This window comes from Candidatus Bathyarchaeota archaeon (genome assembly GCA_026014735.1).
GTDB lineage: Archaea > Thermoproteota > Bathyarchaeia > Bathyarchaeales > Bathycorpusculaceae > Bathycorpusculum.
In genome coordinates, this window is sequence record JAOZHT010000002.1 from 478,197 (window position 1) to 493,486 (window position 15,290).

Here is a 15,290-nt window from a genome sequence, read left to right on the forward strand (position 1 = left end):
ATGCAAGTGTTTAAATCAGAAGCATGTTAGAATATCCTAATGGTGCAAATGGTGCCCGAAAAACTTGATTTGACCCTCTACGAGATGCAGGCGCAGGTCTCCAAAACCCTTGCTCATCCACTCAGACTCGCCGCGCTACATTACCTTAGAGACGGCGAAAAAACAGTCAATCAACTCGTCGAATACACGGGCGCCAACCAATCTAACCTCTCCCAGCATCTGGCTATCCTGCGGCAGGGCGGCATCGTTAAAACCCGCAAAAAAGCCTCAAACATCTACTACCGCGTCGCCAGCCCAAAAATCAGCCAAGCCTGCGACATGCTCCGAGAAGTCCTAAAAGAGCAGCTTAACCAAAGAAACGAGTTGGCAAACAAATATCCCTAGAGCACCATGCTTGAGGTGGTTTTCGGGCTCAGGTGGCTTATGGTACTTTGGTTGCGGATGCGCCGCCGGAGGTGTTAATGTTACCCAAGACGGTGTTGCCCCGATAGGACAGGTGGGAGCCGCCGCTCAAATTCGCATTCAATTCTCCATCAACATACACTGTTCCCTGGCTTCCCCCACTCAAATCCACGGCTGCACCATTAACCATCAAGTTCTGCAGCATCAGATTCGAGCCGCCTGAACCCTCTGCGGTAAGTGCTGTGGCTTGCCCCGTCATGGTGACTCTGCTGCCGCCGGAGAGGTCAACATTCAAATTGTGGGTTAAATTGAAGCCGGAAACGTTGGCTTTTGCTCCGCCTGACAGCGACACCGCAGTTAAGTCAGGCATGGTTATTTCTGCTTTAAGCGTGGAGGGCCAATGGATGCCTGAGACTCCGATTTGCAGGGTCTGCCCAACTACCTTGGCGTCGATATACTGCATCATGTTCTCGTTTGTGGTTACGCTGACGCTGTAGTTGCTGCCCTGCTTGATTGTTACGTCAAACCCGTAGCCTGCATCAACCGCGTAGAAGCCGCTGAGGTCCATCTGCTGGGTCTGCAGGTTACCCGATGGGCTTTCGTTGAATGGCCCCGTCAGAATGGGCAAAACCCCCACAGCGATCAGGGCAACAAAGATAACAACTACCGCCGCTAACACCGCCACCACAGCGATGCCGAAGACCCATCCGATTGGGCGGCTCTCATGTCGAGGCGGCTGAGAAGCGTTGGCGCTTGGCGTTTTGACTTGGGCGCCGCATTTTGGGCAATAAGCCATGCCCTCGTCGAGTTTGCTTCCGCATTTCCAGCAATAACCCATAACTACCCCTAATACTTCTGCGTTGAACTGTGGATTTAAAACTTTCCCAGCATACTTCACCGCTGGGCATGGCTAAGAGCTGGTTGGGCAGGAAGACCTAGCGGGCTTTATGATAATTTCTTGGTCTACCAAGCGCACGGTGACTATTGTGCCAGGCGCCAATTTTAAGGCGTCCCGAATAGGCTTAGGAATCGTAACTTGCCCCCTTTTACCGACCGTCGCGTCTTTTTGGTACATACCTTCTCGATTCACAGTAAGCGGCGTTTCCTTTTTAAGATTTAAGTCAATTCGCAAACCTCTTAAGGTACACTTCAGCCTATCTTATTCTGTGGAATCGTTTTGGGCGTAAACTTCAAGGACCTTATCCCGAAAACCCCCGTTAAACTCGAAGACCTCTCAGGCAAAATTATAGCCATAGACGCCTACAACGCCATCTACCAGTTCCTCAGCATCATCCGCCAACCCGACGGCACCCCCCTCAAGAACAGCAAAGACCAAATCACCAGCCACCTCAGCGGCCTCTTCTACCGCACCACCAACCTCGTTGAATTGGGCATAAAACCAGTCTATGTTTTCGACGGCAAAGCCCCTGACCTTAAAGCCAAAGAGGTTGAGCGGCGCCACCAAATCAAAGCCCAAGCCACCGTCCAGTACGCTAAGGCGCAGGCAAGCGGCGACACAGAAAAGATGCGTATGTACGCTTCTATGGCGACAACCATGAAGCCCTACATGGTGCCGGATAGCAAGCGGCTTTTGGAGCTTATGGGGCTGCCCTGGATAGCGGCGCCCAGCGAAGGCGAAGCGCAGGCGGCGTACATGAACCGCAAGGGCGACGCGAACTATTGCGCCAGCCAAGACTACGACAGCCTGCTCTTCGGCGCGCCTAAGCTGCTGCGTAACGTCACCATTTCGGGGCGGCGGCGACGCGGCAAAGCCTTCATCGAAGTGGTGCCTGAAATCGTTGAGCTCAAGAAAGCGCTGGGTGAATGCGAGTTAACCTATGAGCAACTCATCGACGTCGGCATATTAATCGGCACCGACTTTAACCCCGACGGCATCGAGGGCATCGGACCCAAAACCGCCCTCAAACTCATCCGCGCCCATGGCACCCTCGAAAACGCGTTGCCCTCCATCAAAAACGCCTCTTTCCCCTGCGAACCCCAGCTAATCCGACAGGAGTTCCTGCATCCCAAAGTCACCGACGACTACAAGCTTGAATGGCGCGCACCCGACGAGGCAGGGCTGGTCGAGTTTATGTCGGTGGAGAAGGAGTTCGGGGAGGAACGCGTCAAGAAGGCGGTGGAGCGGATGACGGCGGGCAGCAAGAAGGCGAAGGGTAAGGTTTCACTGGAAAAATGGTTCGGCTGAGATTGAAGCCTCCAAATCGGCAGCGTTCCAGCCGAGACTGCGTTCGCATTACAGGTTTTGGTTGCTTGTTTTCCTAGTTTATGAGGAAACGAAGGCTTATATCACTGCCACGCTTCACAGCTATTTGTGAATAAAAAAAACAAGAATCACGCCGTAATTCTGTTGCTAATACTAATTTCGAGCACAAGTTTAATGATAACTAAAGGCGTGCAAGCACAAAACAACACACCGCCAACAATTTCCATTCTTTCTCCCACAAACGATACTGTTTTCGATGTTGGTGCCCGCCAACTGGTGTTCTTTCAATTGAATTATCAATCAAACGGCACAGTCTCATGGGTAGGGTATAGCATTGATGGGGCGAGTAACATAACTGTCAATGGAACTGGCGAGTATGTTGATGACGCCGAGTCTTCTGGATATCACAATCTAACTCTCTATGCAAACGACACAACGGGCAATTGGGCTACTCCGCAAACCGTAACTTGGCTAACCAAGATTCATGGAGATGTAGGCGCGCCTTTTCCTTTCATGCTATTGTTGATACCGGTTACGTTGGTAATTATCGTCATCATGGCGCTTCTACTTTTTAGAAGGCATCGGAAAAATAAGTCAACAAAGCCAACAAGCCCATAAATCCAAGCATTTCTATGATAAATCTTCAATTTTGTGTCATTGAGCGTTGTCAGGAAGAGAGAAGCGAAAAGAAGAGTTATTTTACAGTAACTAATTACGCTAGGTTCCGCAGCATGACGGGGTTGAAGCCCCCTCTCCAGCGCAGTTTAGGCCGCCAAAAGCTGCAGGGGCAAGGTTTCACTGGAAAAATGGTTCGGGTAAAGGGTTATTCGGTGAAGGCTTGGCATGTGCAGCCTTGGGCGGCGCATTTTTTGTCGTTTGGGTGGTTGCCTCTTGGATGCTTGCATGTGGAGCATTCATTTAGTGTTGTTGCGCTTAGGATTGCGTCCTGCACAAGGATGTCGCTCATGACCGGTCGCCTTTAAGGATTATGTGAAAAGGGGGGTTACTTGACGGTAACCGATTTTGCTAGGTTGCGGGGCATATCTGGGTTGAAGCCCTTCTCCAGCGCCGTATAGTACGCGAGTAGCTGCAGGGGCACCGCATAGGGGATGGGTGAGAGCACCGCGGGGATGCCTTTGGGGACCTCGATGAAGTCGTCGGATAAATCCTGGATTTCCCGGTCGCCTTCCTCGGTTATGGCGATGATGTGGGCGCCTCTTGCTTTCATCTCCATGATGTTGCCGATGACGGTTCTATGCGTATCATCTCGAGGACAGACGAACACGACGGGGAAGCCGTCTTCTATGAGGCTGATGGGGCCATGCTTGCTTTCGCCCGCGGGGAACGCGATGCTGGGGATGTAGGCGATTTCCATGAGTTTTAGTCTGCCCTCAAAGGCGGTGGCGGTGCTGATGCCTCTGCCCAAGAAAAAGAAGACTTTGCTGTTCACGTATTTCTTGGCGATCTGCTTGATTTTTTCTTCCTGCGTACTCACGATGACATCGGTCATGTCAGGTAGTTTTTGCAGGCTCTCTTCGAGGCTATCGATTTCATCCTGGGAAACTTTGCCTCTTTTCTTAGCCAACTTCAACGCCAACTGAGCCAGAACTGAAAGCTGAGAGGTGAAGGTTTTTGTTGCCGCAACCCCAATTTCGGGTCCCGCCTGCGTGCCGATGTAGACTCGGCTGATGCGGGTCAGCGTGGATCCGATAACGTTGGTTAAGCTCAGCACGGTTGCCGCACGCTGCTGCGCGCAGGATACCGCGGCTATGGTGTCGGCGGTTTCGCCTGATTGGCTTACGGCGAGGATGGTGCTGTCTATGTTGACGGATTTGCCATGCTGCTCCAAAAACTCCGAGGCATACACGGGGTAGGTGGGTAGAAACGCCAGCTTGCTGAACATGTAGGAGGCTGCGAGGCAGGCGTGGTAGCTGGTTCCGCAGGCAACCAGGAACACTTCGTTGGCGCGGTCCAGAAAAGTCGAGAGCAAATCCAGATAATGATCCTGAATACGCAGGGTGTTGCGCAGCGTTTCGGGTTGCTCATGGATTTCCTTAATCATGAAATGCGGATACCCCTGCTTAACCGCCATCTCCGCAGTCCACTCGACAGTGATGGGGTCACGGGTGACGACGGCGCCGTCGCAGATCCGTTTGATTTCGTAGCCTTCGCCAGTTAAGGTGACGAGTTCGCCGTTGTTAATCAAGACGGCTTTGTTGGTGACCTCCAAAAACGCCGGGATATCGGAGGCGCAGAAAACGCCTTTGTGGTTAATGCCCAGCACCAGGGGGCTTTCGTTTCGGGCACAGATAATTTTGCCAGGTTCCCGAGTCGATAGGATGGCAAACGCGTAGGAGCCATCGATGCGTTTGAGGCTCTCAAGCACGGCTTGCTCGAAGGACAGTTTGGGGTTTTGCTTTAGGGTTTCCTCGATGAGGTGCGCCATAACTTCCGTGTCGGTTTTGGAGACAAATGTGTGGCCGAGGTTTTGGAGTTCCGCTTTCAGCTCGATGAAGTTCTCGATGATGCCGTTGTGGACGACGACGATTTCGCCGGTGCAGTCAAGGTGGGGGTGGCTGTTGACTTTGAGGGGTGCGCCATGGGTTGCCCAGCGGGTGTGTCCGATGCCTATGCCGCCGGGTAAGTCGTCGAGGTCGAGGATTTTGTGGACTTCATCGATTTTGCCCTGGTCTTTTTTTATGAAGATTTTGCCGCCGCTTTGGGTGGCGATGCCGACGGAGTCGTAGCCGCGGTATTCGAGCCGTTTAAGAGAAGAATGAATAAGGGGGGCTGCGTTGCCTTCTTTTAGAACACATCCAAATATTCCGCACATTTATTTCAAAACCTTGATTTAGTTGCTGTTGATTATGGCAGAAGCGGTGGATTGCTAATAAGGATTTTTAAGAGTTCAGTTTGGCTACTGAAAACTTTTTTTTAGCGGTTAGCCGCTTTTTTCCCTGAGTCTTTTGGGTTGGCACCACAAGTTTCGCCGAAATAACCCCGACCACTATAAAGAAATTTTTAATAGCACCAGCGCAGTAAACCACTGGATAACCATGGACAAAAAAATGCTCCTCCAAGACGACGGCACAACACAGCAAATCAAAGAAATCAGCATCATCCAAGACTCCCAAAAACTCAAAAACATACTCGGCGAACTCAGCTGGAAAATCCTCAGCCTCCTCAACCAAAAAGAAATGTACCCCCTCGAAATCGCCAAGCGCCTAGGCATGCATGAACAGAAAATCTACTACCACATCCGCAAACTCGCCAAAGCCGGCGTCATCGTGGTAACGCGGGAAGATAAAAAGAAAGGCGCCACCGCCAAATACTACAAACCCGTCTCCCCAGCGTTCGGCATAGAGTTCCCCGAGGGCTACAAACCCATACAGAACCTCTGCATGGAAAGCATAGCTCCGCAGCTACAGGGCTTCTTTAAAGAATTCATCAGCAACGGCGTCTTCGACGGCAAAATCGTGGTAGGCAGCCCCATGCCGCATGGCCCCTTCAAAACCAGCGCCCGAGACGGCCACTACGCCGCGCACCTCGCCTTGTTTTTGGGGCAATTCGCCAAGATGCCCAGTGAATTCGCGGTGAAGCTCGACGTGGATGTGAAGGCGGAGAAGGAAGAAAAAAACAACCTTATCTTAGTCGGCGGCCCAGGCACCAACTTTCTAACTCAGGAAATAAACGAATACTTACCCATCAAATTCAACATGCAGTCTTCGCCCCAGGGCTTCCTTTTGGGGGGGTTATCGTCGAAAAAGACCGGGCAGGTTTACTTATCCGACATGTCGGGGTTGGTGGCGAAAATCGTTAACCCCTGGGACAGCAGCAAATGCATCGTGGTCTTAGCAGGCAACAAGGCGGTGGGAACCAAAGCCTGCGTAATTGCGCTGACGAATTTCTACGCGAAAACCCTTGAGAAGTACCATGGCGAAGACACGTTTGCGGCGGCTATCACCGGATTCGATTTAGACGGCGACGGCAAAGTAGACTCCATCGAGGTCCGAGAGTAATGACAAAAACACTGGTTGAAGTCATCCATGCCTACGGGCACCCAAACATCCAATCCTGTCACCCGACAACGATTATGTTTACCAAAGAGCGTCAGGTAACCAAAAGGGGCGACTGCGTGGTAGCGGTGGCAGCTGACAAATCTGTGGCGGATTTAAGCGAGAAATTCAAGGCTGCGCTGCGGCGGCCAAACGCGAAATTAAGCATCCAGCTCGAGGTAGATGGGTTAGTGGGTCAAATAAGCGCTTATGGCTCCCCCGATTTGGCGCTGAGTCACCCTAACGATTTGGTGATACGGAAAAGCGACTTTGTTTCTGACCGAACTCTGGCTGTGAAAGCCGACAAATCATCCGGCGACCTCTCGCGGGCAGTGGTGGAGAAACTCAGAAACCCAAAGCAGCAAGTCACTTTAACCTTAACTTTGCAGGTGTAGCGCTGGCTTGCTTATTCGGTGGGGCGTTAGGCTTCTGTTAGCACCAGATAGTAGGTTATTGCGGCGGCGGCAGCGGTGAAGAACAGCAAACCGCCAATTGTCAAAACGCTGTTGCTGAACATTTGGCCTAACCCGATTAAAGTTACAAACAAAGCGATAAAACAGAAAATCGCCAGTTTCAACTGCACTAGTTTCCGCATGTTTTGTTCTTGCTGTATTATGTACTGCATCCCGCTTCACCCGATAGGGGTATAGGCTGTGGAGATTATAGCCCTACCATTTAGAAGAGGCACCTCTAAGAGTTAGAGCCCAAGCGCTAAGCGATAGAACACCGATGCTCAGCGGATTTTCGCGTCTAAGGCAACCTGCGACTCAAACGGCGCTGTCTCGCGGATGCTGCGCACAAGCAAAAACTCCTCCACACAGCGCCCATTCTGAGCCACCGCATCGGAGAAGCGCAGCTTAAAGTTCTCAACGGAGTCGGGTTGACGCACAAACCCATAGAAATGCACCACGCCCCCATCAGGCTTAACGGCGCTGCAGGCGGCATCCACAAAGTCAAGGGCGGTTTCAGGCAGATTCATGATGACGCGGTCGGCTCTGCCGCGGAGTTTGCCCCCGGCGGCTATCCGGGCGTCGGCAAGCATGGGGAAAACGTTGCTGACCACTCGGTTAACGCGGACGTTGAGCTCAAGCAGCTCCACCGCGTCGGGGTTAAGGTCCACCGCGTAGACCTTTGCGAAGGGGCATTTCTTGCCAATCAAAACCGAGAAGGGGCCAACTCCAGCAAACAAATCCGCCACCACCTCGCCGGCAGCAACTAAACCAGCCACCCGCATGTGCTCATGGCTGAGTCTAGGCGAAAAATAAGCCCGTGCCAAATCCACGTGAAAGCTGCAGCCGAATTCGCGGTGCACCGTCTGCGTCTTATGTTCACCTGCAATGTAGGTGTAGTCGCGGACGCGGTAGACGCCGCTGATGTCGCCTGCTTTGGCAAGCACGGTTTTGGCGCTTTTCTGGATTTGCAGGACTGCTTCGCCGACGAGTTCCTGGTATGGTTTAAGTTTCGCTGGTAGGTCGATTACCACGATGTCGCCTATAACGTCATATGCTTGGGGGACGCTGGCAAGCAACGCAGTGGGAAGTTTATCTTGGAGAGCTTGGTTTAATGATTCGGGGGGCTGCTGTTTCTCGCTGAATGCAGCGGTGAAGAGGCTGAAGTCAGAGATTTGGCTTTTAAGGGTTGCAAGCTCTATGCCCCCGGGTTCCCTGAGCAGAGGAATGCAGAGGCTGCCCTCTTCACGTTGGATAACCAGTGTTTTGTCAGCTAAACCCAGTTTTGCGGCTAACGTGAGGGTTTTTTCGCCCTGATTTTTGGGAACTTTGATGCACAGGGAGGGTCGGGGCATAGCTTTCAGCTTTTTTCTATGCGGTAGAGACTGTTAACTTTTTGGATGCTGAATTGGGCGTTTAGCATCTTTTCCACTAGCCAGATGTTGGCTTCTATGTGCTCGCTTATGGCTCGGCTATAGATTACCGATGTGCCCTCGGCGAGCGCCATGTAGGGAATCAGCATATCCGCAAGGAATATGTCGGCGGTTGTTTGGGCTTGAAGCTCGCACAGGAGGTTTTTGGCGGCTTCCACTCCGACGTCCTCAGCCAATTTGCGCAGTTGCCCAATGGAGTCGGCGCCGACCCGAACTCCACTGTCGGTTTCCGCCCACAGCACGATGGAGCTGCCCTTCTGTAGGGGGTTAGATTGGTCGTTGACGACTTGGATGTCGGATTTGTAGCCTCCCTGAGTTAGCAGATTTGCGGCGGCTTTTGCTTGGCGCTGAGCAACCTGCCGGTCACCCAGACAAGTATCGACAGAAACGCCATGGATGCCTTTGAGAACGCCGAATTTATCCAGCAGAATCGGTTTGAGATGTCGGTTTGGCTGCACAGTCAGAGTTGCTTCGCCCATGCCCTTGGGGTAGTAACCGTAGCTTTGAACACGGATTTCCGCTTCCGCACCCATCTGGCGCAGCGTGGGCAACAGGACATGTCGGAGGTAGTTGATGGTTGGCGCATGCGTGGTGTCGGTTCCGCCCTTTTGGACATGTATCTGCACGGGTGCTTGGGCATAGAGGCATATGGGCAGCGCCGCCATAAACAGCATAGGGATGCTTCCGGCGGTTTCGATGAGGGCTTCCACTTTTCCGCCGCAGACCTCGCCTGGGGTAAAGGTGAGTTCCCGTGAACCCAACGTTGCGCCCTGCAGTTTGGCGTTGCAGAGTTTAGCGGCGGTGAGCACAGCCTCGAGGTGCTGGCGTTTGAGGCCGGGCTGGGGGCGGCTGGCTCGGATGTTGGTGATGTGGAGCGGCTCTGCTTTGATGGCTGAGAGGGCTACGGCTAATCGCAGAAGGGTTCCGCTGCCGCTTTTCTGGCTACCATCGACTTCAAACATACTTGAAATTATAGCGGGGCCAAACTAAAAAATAAGTCCCCAACCATTTCTCAGGAACAACAGACCCCCCAACGGCGCCGTCGCCACATTTGCCTGCCTATAAATAAGGGGAGGGAGGTCTCTGTGGGAGGGCAACAGGAGCGCGGCTATGCTGCTTAAACTCAACGTGCGCTATTTTAGGTGTTTTTCGGGGAAGTCTTTGCATTTATATATGCGGAGTTGCCGCTGGGGTTCGAGGCGGCAGCGTTTCCGCGAGTTTTTCCTCTTCAATATCTGGGGAAGCTGAAAGAAGGGGCATTTACTGCAAAGCGTACTCATTTGTTTTTTTCTCCTACCTTGTCATCATCCGCCGGAACACTGGCAGCGCGATGGCTATCATGACGATGCCGAACACTGCTAGTATAATCAACTCGTTGCTTATTTGGGGTACGCCGGCGCCCAGCACCATCACCTTACGCAGCGCATCTGAAGCGTAGGTTAACGGCAGGAACTGGCTGATGGACTGCATGTACCAGGGCATCTGCTGAATCGGGAAGAAGACCCCGCTGAGGAACATCATCGGAAACATCAAAGTCATCATCAGCATCTGCGCGGTCTCCTGGTCCTTGGTAAATGAGGTAATCACTATGCCCAAGCCCACGAAGCTAAACACGCCCAGCAGCAAAAGCGCAAACACCAGCAGAATATTACCCTGTATGGTTACGCCGAAGATGCCGATAGCTAACGCTAAAATAATGACGCCCTGGATTAAGCCGCGGCCAGTCTGCGCCAACGTTTTACCCAGCAATATCGAGAGGCGATTAACTGGGGCAACCATCATGCCGTCCATGGTGCCGATTTCCTTCTCCTGGCTAATCGCCACCGGCAACCCTGTCATAACGCTCATCATCACTGTCATAGCCATGATGCCAGGCGCAATGAAGTTGAAGTAGTTGCTTGATTCCTGAGTTGGAACAACGTATGGCTGCACCATTGCTAAAGCGGTTGCGTCGCTGATGATGGGGTGGGTTAGCAGCATGGTTTGCTGAGCCATCAGCGTACTCATCTGGTTAACTATCGTGGACAAGGTGGCGGTGACGGTGGCTGACTGGATGGGGTTTTTGGTGTCAGCTAAGATTTTGACGGTTCCCTGCTGCCCAGTGGAGACGACTTCGCTGAAGTTGCTGGGCAATATTATGGCGCCATCAAGCGTTCCCGCGTTAATCATGTCTTTAGCTGCGCTTTCACTTGTCAGAGCGGTGATTTTCATGATTTTTGTCTGGTTGTTTATGCCCTCAAGCATCGCTGTGAAGGCATCGCTCATCGCCACGGAGCCGTTGTAGCCACTATCCAGGTTAACTAAGCCCACTTTAAGTGTGCTTGTGGAGCCCAGCTGCAGGTTCACTGTTGGAGCTGAAACCGTGAAGGGCTGCACCACCGCTAAGGCTTGGCTGCTTGAGATAGAGGGAGCAACTGTAAGCACTGATTGCTGAGCCGACAATGTACCAATCTGATTAACTATCCCCGTTAACATGCCGCTTACCGTCGCGGATGTAATGGGGTTAGATGTGTTGGTTAAGATGCTGATGGCGCCCTGCTTCCCCGTCAGGAGGCACTCGCTAAAGTTGCTGGGCAACACTATGGCACCATATATTGTGCCGTTGGCTATAGCCGCCTGAGCAGAGGTAACATTGGTGGTTAAAGTGAGTTTAAGCAAGCCAGTTTGGCTGTTTATAGCCTGCAGCGTCGCAGTGAAAGCGGTGCTGGGGGCAGTTGAGCCGCTGTAGCCTGAATCTAAGTTAACAAGTGCAACGGGCAAGTTGCTGCTTAGGCTAGTTTGGGTTGCGCTTTGAGTGGGAATCGATGCCGTGAAGGGCTGCACCATCGCTAAAGCCTGCGTGTCGTTGAGTGTTGGGTGCGTGTAAATGGTGGTTTGCTGAGCCATCATGGTGCCCATCTCACCGATTATTGACGTCAAAATTCCCCTGACAGTGGCGGACATCTGCGGGTTAGACTGATCAGTTATGATTTGCACGACGCCCTGCTCCCCATTAAGGAGGCATTCACTGAAATTACCCGATAACACTATGGCACCGTCTAGTTCGCCCCGCTGAATCGACTCCGTCACCTCGCTTTGGCTAGTCGCGTTAGAGAGTTTCATCAGGTGGGTTTGGTTGTTTATGGCGGTCAATACCGTGTAGAAGGTTTGGCTTGGAACCGTTGAGCCATTATAGCCAACGTCCTGGTTGACGAATGCGATGGGCATGTCGGTTGGCGCCGCACTATCCGAGGGATAAATGAAGCCGACCATAACCATCATGAACAGCGGCATAACAATCAACAACACAAGACCTAACCGGTTGCGGAAAAGCTCCATCAGGTCTTTCCAGGCGATACGAAGAGTATGCTTAAGGATGGTTTTTGCCGTCATGATCTTACCTCACTCTGCTCTGTGGCGCACCAAACCTTCGGTGCTCATTTGGGATTTTTTGGTCGGCGCTGTCTCTAACTTGGTGGCCGGTAATATGGAGGAACACGTCTTCAAGGGAAGGCTGAAGGTTTGACATAGATGTGATTTTGCCGTTTTGCCTGCGGATGACATCCACGATTCTGTCGAAGGCTTCTTCTCCATGAACGATTATGTGCAGTTGAGTGCCGGTTTCCTGGGCAACTTGGTCTATGCAGTCAATTTCTTTAAGGGCTGAAAGCATGTCTTGGTTTAGGTTCGCGACTTCCAATCGGATAATCATGGTGTCTCCTCCGGAGATGATTTTTTTAAGGTTAGTCGGTGAATCCAGCGCTATGATTTTGCCATGGTCAACCACAGCTATTCGGTCACAGAGCAAATCAGCGTCAACCATAATGTGAGTTGTCAAGATGACGGTGGTGCCGTTTTCTTGGTTGAGTTTTTTTATGTACTCGCGGATTTCAACCGAAGTCTGGGGATCTAAACCTAAGGTGGGTTCATCGAGAAACAGCACCTCGGGGTCGTTTAGCAACGCGCGGATAACATTCATTCGCTGCCGCATGCCAGTTGAATAGGTGCCGACTTGGGCGTTCTTGAATTTGGTTAGCTGAACGAATTCTAATAGGTCATCGATTTTCTTGTTTAACTTGTCTTTGGGGATGTTGTAGAGGGTGCCGAAGAACGATAGGTTTTCTTTGGCGGTTAATCGGTTGTAAATGATCATTTTCTCGCTTACTATGCCGATGTGTTCGCGGACTTGTATGTCGTTTTTGACTGTGTCATATCCGCTTATGGAGGCTGATCCTTTGGTGGGCCTTGAGAGTGTAGAGAGCATGCGAAGAGTGGTGCTTTTGCCTGCTCCGTTTGGGCCCAGTAGCCCGAAGATTTCTCCTTTTTTGACTTCGAAGCTGATGTCGTCTACGGCGGTGAATTTGCCGAATGTTTTGGTGAGGTTTCGCACTTCGATGATGTTGCCTTTATCCATTGGGAACAACCCATTACCTATATTATTGGTTGCAATATATTGCGGTAAAATATAAGTATTACCTATAATCATCTATATAATCGACCACCATGAAACCCCACGCCGAAGACGAGACAACCCAGAACTGGCTCAAAGAAGCACAAAAAGGCTACATACGCATGGGCGTCCTCATCCTACTCAACAAAAAACCAGCCCACGGCTACGAACTCATGAAGGAAATCAACAGCCGCACCAAAGGCTTCTGGCAACCAACCCCCGGCGGCGTCTACCCCATACTCAACGACCTCGAAGCATCAGGCTACATCAAAGGACAATGGCAAACCCAGAGAAACCGCCGCCAAAAAGTCTACACCATAACCCCCTCAGGCAACGCCATCCTAAAACGCGCCATCATAAAACAAACAGAAATCTTCAACACCGTAAACGGGCTCTTCATGGAATTCGCCAAAGAAGTCCTCAATATCGAAAGCCCCACGCCTCCGCCCCCCATGCATACGCCGTTAACACCCTTTTTGGAGGATAAAAAAGACTCAGCTGTAACCCTCCAGCAGCTCGAAGCGGAACGTAAACATTCAGTTGAACACATTAAAGCCATCAAAGAGCGCCTCAAGCAACTTGACGAGCGGATTGTGCAGTTAAAGCGGCAGGCGCCTTCCAGTTCGGGGGAGCAGGGAACGGCTTAATGGTTTAAATTTTAGTGCTGCTTAACATTATGCGAGAGTGAATTGCTTGTTCCGTGTTAGAGTCAACAAAATCGAATCAACCCGCGACGTAGACGGCAACCTAGGAAAAAGAATTGAGCTTCTTGAGGAACGCGAAGTTAACCCCTACATTGTGCGGCCCCAGTCTGACGAAGCCAAAATGGCGCAGGACCTCATGCAGGCAATCCAGCAGCAGATGCCGTTTCTGCCCCAGCGCAGCCAATTGGCGACGCCTAAAATCATCTTGTTCCTCACCGAAGATGAATACGACAGCTTAGGCATAATCTTTGACGTTAACCAGGTCTACGAGGTCGCCCTTGAGAACCAAGCGATTCGCTTCAGGAAAGTTTAAGCAACTCACTTCTCATCTGCGCCAACGCCAGATGCTTAGGGTGAAACGAAAGCACAAACATCATGTGCCGGAGTGCACTGCTGATTTCCTTTAGACCCGACATTTTTCCTTCGTCACAGTAGAGGGGAATCGGTTCGCCATCGTTTTCTTCGTAGTAGACATAGATTGGGGAGGCTGCCCGCTCAAAGCGGACTATCTCGAAATCCAGATTCAACTGAGCCGCGGTTTGCTTGGCGGCGGAGCGCACGGATTCGAGGCGTCTGCTGGGGAACCCCGTGGAAGCGTAAACCATCAGTTTACCCTGGTTTGCCTTAAACATATAGCACCACAGGTCTAAGTTGCCGGAAACTCCTTTTAAGGCACAGCCAGAATCGACACCGCGGATATGTGGAGGGGTAACTGAAAGTGAAGTCTCGTGGCTGCAACGCAACACCCACAACCGCTTAAATCAAGCCCTCCGAGATGGATTTCTGGTGAGATTATGCAGCATCAGGGCTGGCAGATGCCCAGTTGGTGGTACCGCAACAAGCATCCGCCTAACGATAATGCCTACTTTGAGAACATGTGCAGGGTGATTTTTGAGGCTGGCTTAAACTGGCATGTGGTGGATAAAAAATGGAGTGACATTCGAGTTGCGTTTTTGGGGTTTGACATCGAAAAAGTCGCCGCCTTCACCGATGCAGACGTAGCTAGGCTACTGCAGAACGAGGGGATAATTCGCAACAAAGCCAAAATCCGAGCCGTCATCGGGAACGCCCAAAACTTCGCAGCCATACAGAAACGCTACGGTTCCTTCCAGCGGTACCTAAAAAGCCTTGGCAAAGCAGGCAACTATGCCTCTGCAGTCAAGGATTTAGTTAACAAATTCAAGTGGCTGGGTCCCTCATCGGCAAGCCTGTTCCTTTACTCCGTCGGCGAAGACGTCGAGCCAGAGCAATATTAATTAAATCAGGCAGAAAAATGCTTTAGCTATGGCAAAAACCAGAGCGCACATCTACGTCGGCGGCAAAGTGCAGGGCGTCTACTTTAGGCAGCATACGAAGCGGCAAGCACAGATCCAGGGCGCAACGGGTTGGGTACGTAACCTTGAGGATGGGCGGGTTGAAGCTGTTTTTGAAGGCGAAGAGGAAGCGGTAAGGGCGATGGTGGAGTATTGCCGCCATGGACCCCAAAGCGCTTCGGTAACAGCGTTTGAGGTATCCTGGGAACCGTATAGGGGCGAGTTCGCCGGCTTCGAGGTTGCTTACTAGCTGGGCTGGCAGGGTTAAGAGTTAAATTTTG

The 15,290-nt window shown here is 51.7% G+C and carries 18 protein-coding genes; 9 read left to right on the forward strand and 9 right to left on the reverse strand.

The annotated features are described in order from the left end of the window. Positions 1-51 precede the first annotated feature (51 nt). Positions 52-384 (forward strand): metalloregulator ArsR/SmtB family transcription factor, encoded by a 333-nt coding sequence (locus NWE93_08255; GenBank protein ID MCW4000218.1) that lies wholly within the window; start codon positions 52-54, stop codon positions 382-384. Between the two features lie 37 nt (positions 385-421). Here the strand turns inward: NWE93_08255 and NWE93_08260 are convergent, their stop codons facing one another. Continuing rightward, positions 422-1,240 carry a DUF2807 domain-containing protein gene (locus NWE93_08260; protein ID MCW4000219.1) on the reverse strand — a complete coding sequence of 273 codons (819 nt, stop codon included), beginning with the start codon at positions 1,238-1,240 and terminating at the stop codon, positions 422-424. 339 nt (positions 1,241-1,579) lie between these two features. On the opposite strand from NWE93_08260, the gene fen reads away from it, so the two are divergent. Both fen and NWE93_08270 read left to right on the forward strand, forming a co-directional pair. Then, positions 1,580-2,608, forward strand: a complete 1,029-nt coding sequence (fen, locus tag NWE93_08265) for a flap endonuclease-1 (GenBank protein MCW4000220.1) — start codon at positions 1,580-1,582, stop codon at positions 2,606-2,608. Positions 2,609-2,800: 192 nt separating this feature from the next. Then, a complete protein-coding gene (locus NWE93_08270) occupies positions 2,801-3,244 on the forward strand; it encodes a hypothetical protein (protein MCW4000221.1) in 444 nt (147 codons plus the stop codon). A gap of 205 nt (positions 3,245-3,449) precedes the next feature. Here the strand turns inward: NWE93_08270 and NWE93_08275 are convergent, their stop codons facing one another. Then, complete coding sequence (locus NWE93_08275) at positions 3,450-3,593, reverse strand: hypothetical protein (protein MCW4000222.1); 144 nt, start codon at positions 3,591-3,593, stop codon at positions 3,450-3,452. A 36-nt stretch (positions 3,594-3,629) separates the two neighbouring features. Then, the gene (glmS, locus tag NWE93_08280; protein MCW4000223.1) at positions 3,630-5,459 is read right to left on the reverse strand and encodes a glutamine--fructose-6-phosphate transaminase (isomerizing); all 1,830 of its coding nucleotides are present in this window, start codon (positions 5,457-5,459) and stop codon (positions 3,630-3,632) included. 223 nt (positions 5,460-5,682) lie between these two features. Here glmS and NWE93_08285 point away from each other — a divergent pair, with 223 nt between their 5' ends. Next, on the forward strand, positions 5,683-6,645 hold the full coding sequence (locus NWE93_08285) for a helix-turn-helix domain-containing protein (protein MCW4000224.1): 963 nt from the start codon (positions 5,683-5,685) through the stop codon (positions 6,643-6,645). After that, a complete protein-coding gene (locus NWE93_08290) occupies positions 6,645-7,076 on the forward strand; it encodes a DUF371 domain-containing protein (GenBank protein ID MCW4000225.1) in 432 nt (143 codons plus the stop codon). The genes NWE93_08285 and NWE93_08290 overlap by 1 nt, the downstream gene beginning before the upstream one ends. A gap of 26 nt (positions 7,077-7,102) precedes the next feature. Here NWE93_08290 and NWE93_08295 read toward each other — a convergent pair whose 3' ends face one another. From NWE93_08295 to NWE93_08315, 5 genes are all read right to left on the reverse strand, one after another. Next, complete coding sequence (locus NWE93_08295) at positions 7,103-7,306, reverse strand: hypothetical protein (GenBank protein MCW4000226.1); 204 nt, start codon at positions 7,304-7,306, stop codon at positions 7,103-7,105. A gap of 108 nt (positions 7,307-7,414) precedes the next feature. Next, on the reverse strand, positions 7,415-8,485 hold the full coding sequence (locus NWE93_08300; protein ID MCW4000227.1) for a class I SAM-dependent methyltransferase family protein: 1,071 nt from the start codon (positions 8,483-8,485) through the stop codon (positions 7,415-7,417). A 5-nt stretch (positions 8,486-8,490) separates the two neighbouring features. Then, positions 8,491-9,525, reverse strand: coding sequence for an RNA 3'-terminal phosphate cyclase (gene rtcA, locus NWE93_08305; GenBank protein MCW4000228.1), 1,035 nt, complete (start codon positions 9,523-9,525; stop codon positions 8,491-8,493). 331 nt (positions 9,526-9,856) lie between these two features. Beyond that, a complete protein-coding gene (locus tag NWE93_08310; protein MCW4000229.1) occupies positions 9,857-11,935 on the reverse strand; it encodes an ABC transporter permease in 2,079 nt (692 codons plus the stop codon). A 4-nt stretch (positions 11,936-11,939) separates the two neighbouring features. After that, positions 11,940-12,956 carry an ATP-binding cassette domain-containing protein gene (locus NWE93_08315; protein MCW4000230.1) on the reverse strand — a complete coding sequence of 339 codons (1,017 nt, stop codon included), beginning with the start codon at positions 12,954-12,956 and terminating at the stop codon, positions 11,940-11,942. Between the two features lie 89 nt (positions 12,957-13,045). Between NWE93_08315 and NWE93_08320 the strand changes: the two genes are divergently transcribed. Together NWE93_08320 and NWE93_08325 are read left to right on the forward strand one after the other, a co-directional pair. Next, complete coding sequence (locus NWE93_08320; protein MCW4000231.1) at positions 13,046-13,639, forward strand: PadR family transcriptional regulator; 594 nt, start codon at positions 13,046-13,048, stop codon at positions 13,637-13,639. Between the two features lie 46 nt (positions 13,640-13,685). Beyond that, positions 13,686-14,009 (forward strand): arcadin 1, encoded by a 324-nt coding sequence (locus NWE93_08325; GenBank protein ID MCW4000232.1) that lies wholly within the window; start codon positions 13,686-13,688, stop codon positions 14,007-14,009. On the opposite strand, the gene NWE93_08330 is transcribed toward NWE93_08325, so the two are convergent. Continuing rightward, positions 13,996-14,328, reverse strand: coding sequence for a hypothetical protein (locus NWE93_08330; GenBank protein ID MCW4000233.1), 333 nt, complete (start codon positions 14,326-14,328; stop codon positions 13,996-13,998). The two genes, NWE93_08325 and NWE93_08330, sit on opposite strands and share 14 nt — an antisense overlap. A gap of 162 nt (positions 14,329-14,490) precedes the next feature. On the opposite strand from NWE93_08330, the gene NWE93_08335 reads away from it, so the two are divergent. Next, on the forward strand, positions 14,491-14,952 hold the full coding sequence (locus tag NWE93_08335; protein MCW4000234.1) for a DNA-3-methyladenine glycosylase I: 462 nt from the start codon (positions 14,491-14,493) through the stop codon (positions 14,950-14,952). Positions 14,953-14,980: 28 nt separating this feature from the next. Beyond that, entirely contained in the window at positions 14,981-15,259 is a 279-nt protein-coding gene (locus NWE93_08340) for an acylphosphatase (GenBank protein MCW4000235.1), read from the forward strand. The last annotated feature ends 31 nt before the right edge of the window (positions 15,260-15,290 follow it).

Excerpts from the sequence above, each read along its gene's own strand:
- NWE93_08330 (MCW4000233.1), bottom strand. The coding sequence starts at position 14,328 with ATGTTTAAGGCAAACCAGGGTAAACTGATGGTTTACGCTTCCACGGGG.
- NWE93_08270 (MCW4000221.1), top strand. The coding sequence starts at position 2,801 with ATGATAACTAAAGGCGTGCAAGCACAAAACAACACACCGCCAACAATT.
- NWE93_08275 (MCW4000222.1), bottom strand. The coding sequence starts at position 3,593 with ATGAGCGACATCCTTGTGCAGGACGCAATCCTAAGCGCAACAACACTA.
- NWE93_08260 (MCW4000219.1), bottom strand. The coding sequence starts at position 1,240 with ATGGGTTATTGCTGGAAATGCGGAAGCAAACTCGACGAGGGCATGGCT.
- NWE93_08285 (MCW4000224.1), top strand. The coding sequence starts at position 5,683 with ATGGACAAAAAAATGCTCCTCCAAGACGACGGCACAACACAGCAAATC.
- NWE93_08315 (MCW4000230.1), bottom strand. The coding sequence starts at position 12,956 with ATGGATAAAGGCAACATCATCGAAGTGCGAAACCTCACCAAAACATTC.
- rtcA (MCW4000228.1), bottom strand. The coding sequence starts at position 9,525 with ATGTTTGAAGTCGATGGTAGCCAGAAAAGCGGCAGCGGAACCCTTCTG.
- NWE93_08290 (MCW4000225.1), top strand. The coding sequence starts at position 6,645 with ATGACAAAAACACTGGTTGAAGTCATCCATGCCTACGGGCACCCAAAC.
- NWE93_08300 (MCW4000227.1), bottom strand. The coding sequence starts at position 8,485 with ATGCCCCGACCCTCCCTGTGCATCAAAGTTCCCAAAAATCAGGGCGAA.
- NWE93_08310 (MCW4000229.1), bottom strand. The coding sequence starts at position 11,935 with ATGACGGCAAAAACCATCCTTAAGCATACTCTTCGTATCGCCTGGAAA.
- NWE93_08295 (MCW4000226.1), bottom strand. The coding sequence starts at position 7,306 with ATGCAGTACATAATACAGCAAGAACAAAACATGCGGAAACTAGTGCAG.
- NWE93_08320 (MCW4000231.1), top strand. The coding sequence starts at position 13,046 with ATGAAACCCCACGCCGAAGACGAGACAACCCAGAACTGGCTCAAAGAA.
- NWE93_08340 (MCW4000235.1), top strand. The coding sequence starts at position 14,981 with ATGGCAAAAACCAGAGCGCACATCTACGTCGGCGGCAAAGTGCAGGGC.
- glmS (MCW4000223.1), bottom strand. The coding sequence starts at position 5,459 with ATGTGCGGAATATTTGGATGTGTTCTAAAAGAAGGCAACGCAGCCCCC.
- NWE93_08335 (MCW4000234.1), top strand. The coding sequence starts at position 14,491 with ATGCAGCATCAGGGCTGGCAGATGCCCAGTTGGTGGTACCGCAACAAG.